Below are 12,347 nucleotides of genomic sequence, written 5' to 3'. Positions count from 1 at the left end.
GCGAACTGGTCACGCTGATTGGCGCGAACGGCGCAGGCAAGACCACGACGATGAAGGCGATCACGGGTCTGAAACCGTACTCGGCGGGCGACATCGAGTACATGGGCCAGTCGATCAAGGGCATCCCGGCGCACGAACTGTTGAAGCGCGGTCTGGCGATGGTGCCGGAAGGGCGTGGCATCTTCGCGCGCATGTCGATCGTCGAGAACATGCAGATGGGCGCGTATCTGCGTAACGACACGGACGGCATCAAGGCGGACGTGGATCGCATGTTCGGTTTCTTCCCGCGCCTGAAGGAACGCGCGTCGCAATACGCGGGCACACTCTCGGGCGGCGAACAGCAGATGCTGGCGATGGCGCGTGCAATCATCTCGCGACCCAAGCTGCTGCTGCTGGACGAACCGTCGATGGGTCTGTCGCCGATCATGGTCGAGAAGATCTTCGAAGTGGTGCGGTCGATTTCGGCAGAAGGCATGACCGTGCTGCTGGTCGAGCAGAACGCGCGGCTGGCGCTGCAGGCGGCGAATCGCGGCTACGTGATGGACTCGGGTCTGGTGACGATGTCGGGTGACGCGAAGCAGATGCTCGATGATCCAAAGGTGCGGGCGGCTTATCTGGGTGAATGAGCTTGGCGAATGAGCTGGGTGAATAAAAGTGTGATCAGTGTCATACCATCATATAAAGTAGTACGAAACAATAGAGTTGCGAAAGGATAAGCCATGAAAATTCTGGTGGCGGTAAAGAGGGTCGTTGACTATAACGTGAAGGTCCGCGTGAGGTCGGACAATACCGGTGTGGACATCGCGAATGTGAAGATGTCGATGAATCCGTTCGACGAAATCGCTGTCGAAGAGGCCGTTCGCCTCAAGGAAACAGGCGTGGCGACGGAAGTGATCGCCGTGTCGGCGGGCGTTGCGCAATGTCAGGAAACGCTGCGTACGGCGCTAGCGATCGGCGCGGACCGCGCGATCCTGGTCGAATCGAATGAAGAGTTGCAGCCGCTGGCGGTGGCCAAGATGCTGAAGGCACTGGTCGACAAGGAACAGCCTTCGCTCGTCATCCTGGGCAAGCAGGCGATCGACGACGATTCGAACCAGACCGGCCAGATGCTGGCGGCTTTGGCTGGATTGCCGCAGGCAACCTTTGCTTCGAAGGTCACCGTTGCTGACGGCAAGGCAACCGTCTCGCGTGAAGTGGATGGCGGCGCGGAAACGCTGTCGCTGACATTGCCCGCAGTCGTGACGACCGATCTGCGCCTGAACGAGCCGCGCTACGTGACGCTGCCGAACATCATGAAGGCGAAAAAAAAGCCGCTCGAAACCGTGAAACCCGAAGATCTGGGCGTTGACGTGACGCCGCGTCTGAAGACACTGAAGGTCAGCGAGCCGCCGAAGCGTTCTGCTGGTGTGAAGGTGCCGGACGTGAAGACGCTGGTCGAAAAACTGAAGACCGAAGCCAGCGTGCTTTGATCTACGGAACGCGGAGACGAAAGAAATGACGATTCTGGTAATTGCTGAACACGACGCCCCGAAGGAAGTCCCCTTGGGGGACGCCCCGAAGGAAGCCCCCTTGGGGGGCAACGCGTCGATCAAGGCCGCGACGCTAAACACTGTGGCTGCCGCGCACGCAGTTCGCAAATTCGTCGGCGGCGAAATTCATGTGCTGGTCGCGGGTCACAACGCGCAAGGCGCGGCTGATGCCGCTGCAAAGATGGCGGGCGTCGCGAAGGTGTTGCTGGCAGACGCGCCGCAACTGGTGGAAGGTCTTGCGGAAAACGTCGAGGCGACCGTACTGAACATCGCGAAGGACTATTCGCACATCCTCGCGCCGGCAACGGCCTACGGCAAGAACATCGCACCGCGTATCGCGGCAAAGCTCGACGTCGCTCAGATCAGCGACATCACCGCAGTCGACTCCGCCAATACGTTTGTACGTCCTATATACGCCGGTAATGCGATTGCTCTGGTCGAATCGCAGGATTTCATCAAGGTGATCACTGTTCGTTCGACTGGCTTCGAACCGGTTGCGGCGGACGGCGGCAGCGCACCCATCGAGAAAATCGAAGCGGCAGTCGATGCAGGCATCTCGCAGTTCGTGAGCCGCGAAGTGACAAAGCTTGACCGTCCGGAGCTGACATCGGCGAAAGTCATCGTGTCGGGCGGACGCGGGTTGGGTAGCGGCGAGAACTACAAGAAGGTGCTCGAACCGCTCGCAGACAAGCTCGGCGCAGCGATGGGTGCATCGCGCGCAGCCGTCGATGCTGGCTTTGTGCCGAACGACTACCAGGTCGGCCAGACGGGCAAGATCGTCGCACCGCAACTGTACATCGCGGTCGGCATCTCAGGCGCGATCCAGCACCTTGCCGGTATGAAAGACTCGAAGGTCATTGTCGCGATCAACAAGGACGAAGAAGCGCCGATCTTCAGCGTTGCCGATTATGGCCTTGTTGGCGATCTTTTTGAAGCAGTCCCCGCAATGCTTGCAGAACTGCATTAGCCATTCTCCCATTCTCATTTGTCAGCCCGACCACTGTTCATACTCAACGCAGAGAGATTTCAGCATGATTTCCACTACCGACCCGCACATCAATCGTAAACCCAGAAACATCCCCCAGGCCGAGTGGGACGCACGCGTCCAGCTTGCTGCAGCTTATCGACTGGCCGCCAAGTTCGAACTGACAGATCTGATTTACACCCACATTTCGGCACGCGTGCCAGGGACCACCGATCAGTTCCTGATCAACCCGCACGGATGGTTTTTCGACGAGATCACAGCCTCGTCGCTGGTAAAGATCGACGTGAACGGCAATCCGATCGGAGATGACCGGTTCGAGGTCAACGCGGCCGGATTCACCATCCACAGTGCATTGCATCAGGCACGTCACGACGTCGAGTGCGTCGTGCACCTGCATACGACCTACGGCATGGCCGTTGCCGCGATGGAGTGCGGGCTTCTCCCGCTGAACCAGATCAGCATGCAGTTCTACAACCGCGTCGCGTATCACGAATACGAAGGAATCTCGCTGGAGTTGGACGAGCGCGAACGCATCGTGAAATCGATCGGTAAGAAGGAATACCTCATTCTGCGTAACCACGGCTTGCTCACAACGGGGCGTTCGGTCGCGGAGGCATTCACGCGTATGTATTACCTGAACAAGGCCTGTGAGATCCAGGTTGCAACGTTGTCGGCCGGCCAGAAGGTAACCATTCCTTCGCCCGAGGTCTGTGAGCACGCAGCGAAGCAGCACGATGACTATGCCTATCTGGACACTGTCCATCTGGACCGTGAATGGACGGCTTTGCTGCGACTGCTGGATCGTGATGGGGGCGGCTATCGTTCGTGATGCGGCATAGCTGGGCGATGCGCGGACCACATTGCTTTCACGCATCGCCAGAGAATGATATGGCAATCCCGGGACGTTTCCAGGAACGCGATCCATGCAAGCTCGAAACAGTTTTGAACTGGAGTATCAACTGAGCGCGACGCGCAGCGTCCAGCTAAATGATCTTCGTTTTCCGTTTCCGTCTCACTGGCGTGCGGTGAGAGGGACACAAAGATTGTCGACAGCGAGCAATGCTGGGTTGTCGCTACACTCAGAGGCGCGGGTCAGGGCCGAGCAACTGATCGACATTTTCATGACGCCGGATACTTCCGGCGGAGTAACGACACATCTGACCATCGATTTTGGTCCGATGACGCCGCGCCCAGACCCTGACTGGGATGAGCTCGGACGTGTATATCACCACGCACGTGGCTTCGGTCTGGCGCTGGCGCGAAGCATGTTCCAGACTCCGTACTATCCATGGAAGCTTCATGAGACTGCGTCTGCATTGGGGACACTGCCTCGATCTCTGCAGAAGACTCTCTTTCGTGAGTGCTACAGCTTTGACGCTGCCCTGCGGCGGTGCCGGCGGCTGAACGGGTTGCTCGAAGAAGGCAATTCCAGTGCGGGCCTCCGGGTAGTGGGTTTGCGTCGAGAGTTCCGCAAGCATGCTTGAGGAAAAGGGCACGTAAGCTCCAGCGCGCCGGTGCTTGTGTGCGAAGACCAGCCTTAATCCAGATTGGAATCTCTTGACTTCAATGCTGCACGTGCAACACGACACGCGGCCAGGTCCCATGCGCCGCAACCGACGGCCTTGAAGACAATCGGTTTGTCTTTAGGTAACCGTACCGGATCAATCGAACCAATTGACGTGACTTTCGCCCAGTCGACATCGGCTTGCAGAAGGTCGCCGGCTTCAGCACGAGTCCCTTTCAGGTCGTCGACGAAGAGCAGGCTTCCATGGATCGTCCTGGGCGAAAGTTCCGCGGCGTCGGGGGTAGCCGAACCAGCTCCAACGATGAGCCGGTCTGCTCTTGCTTCTTCGTCGTAGACAGCCGTTTTGCTCGTGGTTACTGTGATGACGGTATCGACGTCAGGCGGGATGCTGCCTTCAGCCTTGACCACCTGGATCCCGTCCCCGCTCATCAGGTTACAGAAGTCCGCTTCTGCTGATGAGTTGATACCCTTGACGCAAATCCGTGCGTGAGGATAGAGGTCATGTATGGCTGCGGCGTGGTATCGAGCCTGCGCGCCGGTGCCGATTACGAGAAACTTCTCCGGTTCAGATGGGTGGAACAGACGTACGCCAAGCATCGACAAGGCTGCCGTGCGTCGGCCGGTAAGAGTCGGTCCGTCGAGAACAAACAGTGGCTCACCAGTCTCCCCGTCACAGGCCGTAACCAGGCCAAAAATGGTCGGCAAACCCTTTGTGAGGTTGGCGGGGTTCACACTGACAAGTTTGTGAATCGCCAGATCGCCCGCGCTAGCGGGCATGGACTGGATGACTCCTTCCCGGCTCAGCGGCACCCCAACGCGGACGGGGCAATGAACTAGTCCTGTGTCCAATTCCCGGCTAGCGATGGCCAGCGCATCAACGAGTGCACCGAAACCCAAAAGTTGTGCGGTGGCGAGGCTGCCATAAACTGAACGACTGTCCATTGTCTTGCTCTCCTTATCAATTCTTGTCGCGGCGCTATCAGTGGAAACGACTCGCGCTGAACGGTTTAAAGTTCACCGCTGTGGCCCTGTCTGTCATCAGCTGTGAAACCAGCTCGCCGGTCAGCGGCCCAAGGGTCAGCCCCAGGTGTTGGTGTCCCGACGCGACGAAGACATTTCGTGCGCTCGGCAGTGCGTCGATCATCGGTAGATAGTCCGGCAGGGTTGGCCGATCGCCATACCAGCGGCTAGATTCCCTGGGTGCGGCAAGGTCGGGAAAAAGTCTCGCGAATTGAGCGAGCAGTATGTCCGCCCGTCGCCAGTCGGGATTTTCTCCGGCCCCCAGCTCGACCGTACCAGGGAGGCGTATGCCATTTTCCATCGGGTTGCATGTGAAGCCCCGTTCGACAAAGCTGACGGGCACACGTAAATGTTCGACTGAAGGTTCACGTAGCTCGACGTGATAGCCTCGTTCGTTGGTCAGTGGAATCCTCAGTCCGAGTCGCGCCGTCAGTTGATCGCTACGGGCCCCCGCCGCGATCAGAAGCTTTCGCGCAGTCAGCGTGGTCTCGCCTGCGTACACCTGTACGCTTCCATCAGGTGACACACTTAGATTCGTGACGCGCGCCTGGGTGTAGGTCGTGCCGGCTGCGCGAGCGGCCTCGAAGAGGCTTTGAACTATACGTTGAGGGTTTGCCACCGAAGACATGCCCGGCATAAACCGCGCATGGCTGATGTCTCGCGTGAGTGCGGGCAAATAGTCGTCTCGCACCTGGCTGGCCGTAAGGTGTTTATATTCGACATGGAAGCGGTCGAGTACTTCAAGATTGCGTCGCTGATCCTCCGCCTTTTCGGGGCGCTCGAATACATACAAGGCGCCAATGTCACGATACAGCTCGCGCGGTATGACTGCAGATTCAATCAGTCGCTTCCAGGCTTGCGCGGCAACGGTCACCAGACTTGCAAGCGCTTCCGTGTTGCGCCGGTAATTAGAGGGCGTTGATTGGGCGACGAACCGTAGCATCCACGGTGTCATCCGCGGGACACCAAGCTTGTTGACACGCAACGGCCCGTCCTGCTCCAGCAACATCCTCGGAATGCCCGCGACAGTCTGCGGGCTCGCAAGTGGTGCCACGTGGTCGACGGCGATGATGCCGGCGTTTCCGAAGGAACATCCTGATCCAGGCGGCTCACTATCGATGATCTGAACCTGCAAGCCGAGCTTTGCGAGATTGAGAGCGGCGGAACATCCAATCACGCCTGCTCCGATGACAATGACATCTTCCATGTGATTCTTTTGGGGGTAGCTTCTGGAGTGCCGGGATAGCTGGCTGAATCGCAGTGTTGCCCAGGTGCCTGTGATAGCGATGCAGGCAGAGGCGAATCGCCCCGCCGCCTGCTGTTCTATCGTGATGTTCTGTCCGCCGGTCGATCGTCTTTTAGTTGGTCTTCAAGGGTTCGATCTTGTCGCCGTTGGTGGTGGCAATCGGCACCCATTTGCCTTGCTGGACCTTATAGAGCGTCGCCCCTGGTGCTTTCAGGTCCCCATTCGACTGGAACGAGACATCTCCCGTGATACCGGTGAAACTGACCGACTTGATGTCTTTGACATAGACCGTAGGATTGATCGAGTTCGCCTTCTGCATTGCGCGGATCAGCACCCAGGTGGCGTCATATGCATTGGGCGCGAACGCTACCACGCCCTCACCAAACTTCGACTTCATTCTTTCGTCGAACTGCTGCGCGGTCTTGCTGGTCCCCACAGGCGCGCCATATCCCCACGACATTGCACCGTCGGCAGCCTGAGGGCCGGCCACCTGCAGGAATGTGTCGTTCTCGAAGCTACCGCCACCGAGCAGGACCGCTTTCATGCCAAGCGAGCGCATTTGCTTTGCAACTGTGGCGGCCTGCTGATCGAGGCCGGCCCAGAAAATCACATCCGGATTGGCCGATTTGAGGTGGGTAAGTTGTGCCCGGAAGTCGACGGCCTTGTCAGTCGTGTATTCGCGCATGGCAATCTTGCCGCCGGCTTTCTCGACACCCTTCACAAACTCGTCAGCGATGCCTTGGCCGAAGGCCGTCCGGTCGTCGATCACTGCAATGCTCTTGCCTTTCAGCGATTCAACAGCGGAGCGACCAGCCAGCTCACCCATCTGCGCGTCGGAATTGACCAGACGGAAGACGTTTGCAAATCCTTGCGATGTGAGGGTTGGGTTGGTCGCCGCCGGCGAAACCATCGGAATATGCGCGTCGTGATAGATCCGCGAAGCCGGAATGCTGGTCCCCGAATTGAAGTGCCCGACAATGCCAACAACGTGCGCGTCCACGAGTTTTTGCGCCACCTGGGCGCCGACGCGAGGATCGCCCTGGTCGTCCTCGACCTGCAGAACGAAATGCACCGGCTTTCCGCCGATGGTCAGCTTTTGGGCGTTAGCGTCCTCGATCGCAAGTTCGGCGCCGCGCTTGATGTCCTGGCCGTAATGTGCAGAGGGTCCCGTGAGGCCTGATGCGAGGCCGATAGTCACATCGTCCGCATAAGCGGCTCCCGGACTTGAAAGAACTGCTGCGGCGATCAGCGAGAGGGTCAGCGCCAAAGATTTGAACGAACGCAGGGTCTTCATGAGATACCTCAGCAATCTTGGAATAGGTTGGATGCGGTCAAAGGCTCGACCGATCGGCCCGATCGGTCTTTTTTTTCAGTTTGAAATCGACCCGAGCGCTTCGTGTGATTTCGGATCCAGCCGCGGCAGCAGATGAACTAAAGATAATAGGTGAGACGTCATATGTCAACGAGCGAAAAGTGGATTCCGATAGGGGTTTTCGAGAGGTGGTTGTTACTGCGCGACCGACGTGCAACCGACCGGAAACCTCGGTCGGTCGCCGGCCCGTCTTGGGAGTGCAACAACAGTCAGTTGGCCGGTGGGCTGCAACGCGTCCGCGCGGACAATCACATGTCGGCGCCTCCGCATGATCACCGAGGGACGTTCTCAGTTCGATCTACTGATGTGGGATAGGGGTTCAACAAGGTTCATCACATCGGTCACCGCGAAACTGCAGCTCGCGTCTTCCAGGTACTGCAGGAAGCAATACCGATTTCCTTCGGGCAGACTGAAGTCGAGGGTGCCCGGATATGCTGCAACGCCTCCGGGCGAAGCGTGCCGCCGGTTCAGGCGGCAATCTCTCGCGCGTGACCGACGTCATGCGTCATGTTCTGCAGGAACGCTTTCGTGCGGTCGCGAGTAGGGCGGCCAAAAAGTTCGGCTGGGGGGCCTTCCTCGACGATAACGCCGCCATCTACAAAGACGATATGCGTTCCCACCTGCCTTGCAAACTGCATCTCGTGAGTGACGAGAATCATCGTCATGCCTTGTTCTGCAAGCTTGCGCATGACCTGAAGCACCTCGCCCACAAGTTCCGGATCGAGCGCGCTCGTTGCTTCGTCAAACAGCATGACCTTGGGGTCCATCGCCAGCGCACGCGCGATAGCAACCCGTTGCTGCTGTCCACCCGAAAGCTCAATCGGGTACTGATCCGCCTTGGCAGACATGCCGACCGTGCCAAGCATCTTCTCGGCTACTTCACGTGCCTCCTGTTTCGAGCGACCCAGTACATGGATCTGGGCTTCCATGACATTCTGGATGGCGGTCTGGTGCGGAAACAGGTTGAAGTGCTGGAATACCATCCCGACGTGTGCCCGGACCGCGGCGATCTGCTTATGTGTATGGTTCCGGAATTTTCCATCTACTTCATCCCGGAAAACCGTTTGACCATCGATGCGAACGACGCCTTTCTCAGGATGTTCAAGATGGTTAATGCAGCGCAGAAGCGTTGACTTACCGCTGCCTGACGGGCCGATGATGCACACTACCTCACCCTTGTTCACGGTCAGATCGATGCCCTTCAGTACGTCGTGCGGACCATACGATTTACACAGCCCGATCAGTGATACCATCGGCTGCGCGGATTTGGGTTGCGCGGGTGTGCTCATTAGTGGGTCCTCCGGGTGAATGCGCGACGCGAAATACGGTCGACATGTTCAACCAGACGAGCGGCGGGAAAGCTCACTGCGAAGTACATGATCGCGACCATCGTATACAACGTGAAGTACTGGAAGTTTTGTGCTGCCGTCATCTGTGCCTTGAACATGATCTCCTGCATGCTGATGACCGAGCAGAGGGCCGTGTCCTTGAACAACGAGATGAAGTAGTTGCCGAGGGACGGGATGACCATGCGCACTGCCTGCGGCACGACGACCCGGCGCATGGCGAGCCCCGGGGTCATGCCGAGAGCAGCCGCCGCGTCGAACTGGCCACGGGCCACCGCCTGGATCGCTCCACGGTAGACCTCGGAGATGAAAGCCGAGTAGTTCAGCGTAAGGGCGATGACTGCCGCCACGAACGAATTGAGCGTGACGCCGAATTCGGGGAGAACGAAGTAAATGTAGATCAGCTGCAGCAGCAGCGGTGTCCCACGGATCACCTCGATGTATGCCTTCACGATCCAGCGGAGCACGGCGAATCGCGAGCGACCCGCAAGCGCTACTACAAGCCCGAAGACAAGGCTCAACGCCATGACAATAAGTGTGAGCTCAACGGTCAGCAGCAGACCGTGAAGAAGCAGCCCGATACTGTCCGCAGCCACATGAAACTGAAAGTTCATCATTTCCGTGCTCTCCTAAATACTTGCCGCCTCAGTTCACCCGTGTTTCTACACATCAGGGACGGAGGTCGAATGCGACCAGATTTTTGTCTGTCAGACCGAACTTGCGAAGGATCGCGGAAGTCGTGCCGTTGGCGGTCATTTCTGCCAGGGCCTGCGTGTACGCTGCGCGCAGGGAACAGTCTTCCTTGCGAACGGCGTAGCGGGCACTACCGAAACCGCCGCCGTCGATCATGGTGCGAGGTGTGACAACGTTGTTCAGTGCCTCGAGGTTGGTGTTTGGATTCTCGGTCTTGAACTTCAGCCAGAGCAGCTGGTCCGTCATCGCCGCTTCGAGGCGGCCCTGCGCGAGGCTCTGGAACTTCGTCAGATCGTCCTTGAAGGGCTGTGTCACTACGCCGATGCCCTTGAGATAGGAATCGGCTGCCTCACCGGCCGTGACGCCGACGGTTTTGCCCTTCAGGTCAGCGTAAGACTTGACGCTGACGCTCGAACCTTTCTTGACCAGAATCGCGGGGCCATACCAGAACGCAGGACCAGTGAAGCTGATGACCTTGTCCCGCTCCGGCGTGTGGTGAATGTCGCTCGCGATCACGTCGATGCGCTTGGAGATCAGCGACGGCACCGTGCTGTCCCACGGCATCCATTCGATCCGCTTGATCTTCACGCCCATCCAGGCGAGGGCTTCTTTTTGAATCTCCCAGTCGATACCAGCGGGCTGATTGGTCTTCTGATCCAGCCAGCTCTCCGGCGGAAGCTCGGAGAAACCGAGTACCACGCCATCCTTCCTGGCATTTTCGTAGGACGGATCTCCGCAGTTTGCGAACATGGGCTTCGACTCATAAAACGGTGCGTCGCCGGCGGCGTTAGCGGTTCCTGAGTGAAGCGCAACCGGCAGAAGCAGAGATGCGATGACGCTTGCGAAAGTGAGCCGTTGATTCATGGTCTTCCCCTTTAGGTAGATAAGTAGGTGCGGCGCCATCCAGTTCATGACGCGTAGCCAGGCGCGGCGTGGTTCAGGAAACGCTTGACGCTCTCGAGGTGCAGACGTGCGCTCGCCGGGTGCGAATCGCGTTCGCCCTTCGCAACAGCCGACGCGATCTCGTGCGAAACCGGAGCCATTTTTGCGCCGGTGCTCCATGCCTTCACCTGGACTTCAGCGGCACGTTCGACGTAGTAGAGATCGTCCCAGGCCTCAGCGATGGTCGCTGCACCGACGCTGATCCCGTGGTTACGCATGAAGACCACTTTTGCGTCACCGAGTGATGCGGCGATCCGGTCGCCTTCGCTCTGGTCCAAAGCAAGCCCGTTGTATTCCTTGTCAACGGCGACGATGCCGTAGAACCGCAGCGACGACTGGATAGACCAGTCGAACGGGTCGCGATCGATGGCGCACAGCGCCGTCGCGTTCGGCATGTGCGAATGCAGGAGTACACGAATGTTCGGCTTCATCTTGTGAACCCGCGCGTGAATCCAGAATGCGCTCGCTTCGGGCTTGCCGCGCCCGCTGAGCACGTTGCCGTTGAAGTCACAGATCAGAAGCGACGATGCGGTGAGTTCAGAGAAGGAAAACCCATAAGGGTTAATCAGGAAGAGGTCATTCCGTCCAGGCAGCAGGGCGGAGTAGTGATTGTCGACGCCCTCGTTGAAACCATAGTGCGCGCTCATCCGGAAGACTGCCGCGAGATCAACCCGCATCTGCCAGATTTCCTCGGTGTCAAAGTCCACGCCGGGGCGTTGCGCATCCGTTAAGGGAATGTTGAGTTCGTAGGCCATTCTTGCTCCGTTGGTTGCGACGGCCGAGACGGCTCGGCTGGTCGATAAAGGTGCTGAATCCTTGCTGCGACGCAAAAGAACTGTTTGAACTTCAGTTGCCCATGCGACGGCATACGTGTATACAATCACTGCAATATACAAATGGCAAGAACGTATTGCATACCTTAGTGTTAACACGGAGAATTCTGGCGACGAACAGTCTTCAGAGTGAGCAGACAATGAACAGTCTTTTGAACCCAGCGTGGGAGCCCGTTCGCGCTCGAACCATGGTCGATTCAGCCGTTGACGCGATCGTGAGTGGCGCATCCCGGGGACTTATCCTCCCGGGCGACCGCATCGTGGAAGCTGAGATTGCGGAAAAGCTTGGCGTGAGCCGGGTGCCCGTGCGGGAGGCGCTGCGGATGCTCGAAAGCCAGGGAATCGTGACCAGCGTGCCGAACAAGGGCATCCGGCTGGTACCTGTCACTCGTGAACGCGTTCTCAACCTTCTCGAGGCGCGTCTTGCGCTCGAGATGATGGCGGTGAAGCGGGTAGTGGCGTTGAAGCGGAACGCTTCACCGGATACCCAGCATCGTCTTCGCCGACGAGTGGATGAAATTGAACTGATGGTATTGCGTCAGGACTACTATGGACTCGCACTCGCAGACGTGGCATTCCATCGTGAGGTCGCCGAGATTGGCGGAAACGATGTCGTTTCGAATCTTTGGGAAGGGATTGCGCGGCAGCTGGTCATCGTCCTGGGTTTGACGACCCACATGACCAATTTAACGACCATCGTTGAGGAGCATAACGAGTTGCTCGCGGCGCTTGAAGGTGGCAACCTTCGTGAGCTCGAAAAGACGTGGGCGCACCACATCAACAGCCAAAACTGTGACGTTGACTACGAGAAAATCATCGAGGAGCGTCGCGAGCAACTCGTTATGCTCCTCAACGA

13 protein-coding genes are annotated in these 12,347 nt (G+C 58.2%); 6 read left to right on the top strand and 7 right to left on the bottom strand.

All coding sequences use genetic code 11. The features are described 5' to 3' along the window. The 5 genes from BN2475_RS14805 to BN2475_RS33615 form a co-directional block, all read left to right on the top strand. Window positions 1–626 (top strand): ABC transporter ATP-binding protein (locus BN2475_RS14805; protein ID WP_094780371.1); only part of this gene is annotated, 626 nt, incomplete at its 5' end. Window positions 627–719: 93 nt separating this feature from the next. Continuing rightward, a complete protein-coding gene (locus BN2475_RS14800; protein ID WP_094780265.1) occupies window positions 720–1,469 on the top strand; it encodes an electron transfer flavoprotein subunit beta/FixA family protein in 750 nt (249 codons plus the stop codon). 25 nt (window positions 1,470–1,494) lie between these two features. Then, window positions 1,495–2,496, top strand: coding sequence for an electron transfer flavoprotein subunit alpha/FixB family protein (locus tag BN2475_RS14795; RefSeq protein ID WP_094780264.1), 1,002 nt, complete (start codon window positions 1,495–1,497; stop codon window positions 2,494–2,496). Window positions 2,497–2,560: 64 nt separating this feature from the next. Further along, window positions 2,561–3,343 (top strand): class II aldolase/adducin family protein, encoded by a 783-nt coding sequence (locus BN2475_RS14790; protein ID WP_094780263.1) that lies wholly within the window; start codon window positions 2,561–2,563, stop codon window positions 3,341–3,343. Between the two features lie 94 nt (window positions 3,344–3,437). Beyond that, window positions 3,438–3,998 carry a hypothetical protein gene (locus tag BN2475_RS33615; RefSeq protein WP_143325790.1) on the top strand — a complete coding sequence of 187 codons (561 nt, stop codon included), beginning with the start codon at window positions 3,438–3,440 and terminating at the stop codon, window positions 3,996–3,998. Window positions 3,999–4,051: 53 nt separating this feature from the next. On the opposite strand, the gene lhpI is transcribed toward BN2475_RS33615, so the two are convergent. The 7 genes from lhpI to BN2475_RS14755 form a co-directional block, all read right to left on the bottom strand. Then, window positions 4,052–4,981, bottom strand: coding sequence for a bifunctional Delta(1)-pyrroline-2-carboxylate/Delta(1)-piperideine-2-carboxylate reductase (gene lhpI, locus BN2475_RS14785; RefSeq protein WP_094780262.1), 930 nt, complete (start codon window positions 4,979–4,981; stop codon window positions 4,052–4,054). 37 nt (window positions 4,982–5,018) lie between these two features. After that, window positions 5,019–6,266, bottom strand: a complete 1,248-nt coding sequence (locus BN2475_RS14780; RefSeq protein WP_094780261.1) for an NAD(P)/FAD-dependent oxidoreductase — start codon at window positions 6,264–6,266, stop codon at window positions 5,019–5,021. A gap of 151 nt (window positions 6,267–6,417) precedes the next feature. Then, window positions 6,418–7,599: a branched-chain amino acid ABC transporter substrate-binding protein gene (locus BN2475_RS14775; RefSeq protein ID WP_094780260.1), complete on the bottom strand. Its 1,182-nt coding sequence runs from the start codon at window positions 7,597–7,599 to the stop codon at window positions 6,418–6,420. A 545-nt stretch (window positions 7,600–8,144) separates the two neighbouring features. After that, window positions 8,145–8,930: an amino acid ABC transporter ATP-binding protein gene (locus tag BN2475_RS14770; protein ID WP_094780370.1), complete on the bottom strand. Its 786-nt coding sequence runs from the start codon at window positions 8,928–8,930 to the stop codon at window positions 8,145–8,147. 35 nt (window positions 8,931–8,965) lie between these two features. Further along, window positions 8,966–9,640, bottom strand: a complete 675-nt coding sequence (locus tag BN2475_RS14765; RefSeq protein WP_094780259.1) for an amino acid ABC transporter permease — start codon at window positions 9,638–9,640, stop codon at window positions 8,966–8,968. A 52-nt stretch (window positions 9,641–9,692) separates the two neighbouring features. Next, window positions 9,693–10,580 (bottom strand): substrate-binding periplasmic protein, encoded by an 888-nt coding sequence (locus BN2475_RS14760; RefSeq protein WP_159444556.1) that lies wholly within the window; start codon window positions 10,578–10,580, stop codon window positions 9,693–9,695. Between the two features lie 44 nt (window positions 10,581–10,624). After that, window positions 10,625–11,413 (bottom strand): aldolase, encoded by a 789-nt coding sequence (locus BN2475_RS14755; RefSeq protein ID WP_094780257.1) that lies wholly within the window; start codon window positions 11,411–11,413, stop codon window positions 10,625–10,627. A 218-nt stretch (window positions 11,414–11,631) separates the two neighbouring features. Between BN2475_RS14755 and BN2475_RS33610 the strand changes: the two genes are divergently transcribed. Then, on the top strand, window positions 11,632–12,347 hold a 716-nt coding region (locus BN2475_RS33610), incomplete at its 3' end, for a GntR family transcriptional regulator (protein WP_218023696.1).

It is taken from the genome of Paraburkholderia ribeironis (assembly GCF_900019265.1).
Classification (GTDB): Bacteria; Pseudomonadota; Gammaproteobacteria; order Burkholderiales; family Burkholderiaceae; genus Paraburkholderia; species Paraburkholderia ribeironis.
Note: the sequence above shows the minus strand (reverse complement) of the source record. Positions and strands in the feature narration are given on the sequence as shown.

Bases quoted from the DNA above. Each gene is read 5' to 3' on its own strand.
- BN2475_RS14800 (WP_094780265.1), top strand. From the start codon at position 720: ATGAAAATTCTGGTGGCGGTAAAGAGGGTCGTTGACTATAACGTGAAG.
- BN2475_RS14795 (WP_094780264.1), top strand. From the start codon at position 1,495: ATGACGATTCTGGTAATTGCTGAACACGACGCCCCGAAGGAAGTCCCC.
- BN2475_RS14790 (WP_094780263.1), top strand. From the start codon at position 2,561: ATGATTTCCACTACCGACCCGCACATCAATCGTAAACCCAGAAACATC.
- BN2475_RS33615 (WP_143325790.1), top strand. From the start codon at position 3,438: ATGCAAGCTCGAAACAGTTTTGAACTGGAGTATCAACTGAGCGCGACG.
- lhpI (WP_094780262.1), bottom strand. From the start codon at position 4,981: ATGGACAGTCGTTCAGTTTATGGCAGCCTCGCCACCGCACAACTTTTG.
- BN2475_RS14780 (WP_094780261.1), bottom strand. From the start codon at position 6,266: ATGGAAGATGTCATTGTCATCGGAGCAGGCGTGATTGGATGTTCCGCC.
- BN2475_RS14775 (WP_094780260.1), bottom strand. From the start codon at position 7,599: ATGAAGACCCTGCGTTCGTTCAAATCTTTGGCGCTGACCCTCTCGCTG.
- BN2475_RS14770 (WP_094780370.1), bottom strand. From the start codon at position 8,930: ATGGTATCACTGATCGGGCTGTGTAAATCGTATGGTCCGCACGACGTA.
- BN2475_RS14765 (WP_094780259.1), bottom strand. From the start codon at position 9,640: ATGATGAACTTTCAGTTTCATGTGGCTGCGGACAGTATCGGGCTGCTT.
- BN2475_RS14760 (WP_159444556.1), bottom strand. From the start codon at position 10,580: ATGAATCAACGGCTCACTTTCGCAAGCGTCATCGCATCTCTGCTTCTG.
- BN2475_RS14755 (WP_094780257.1), bottom strand. From the start codon at position 11,413: ATGGCCTACGAACTCAACATTCCCTTAACGGATGCGCAACGCCCCGGC.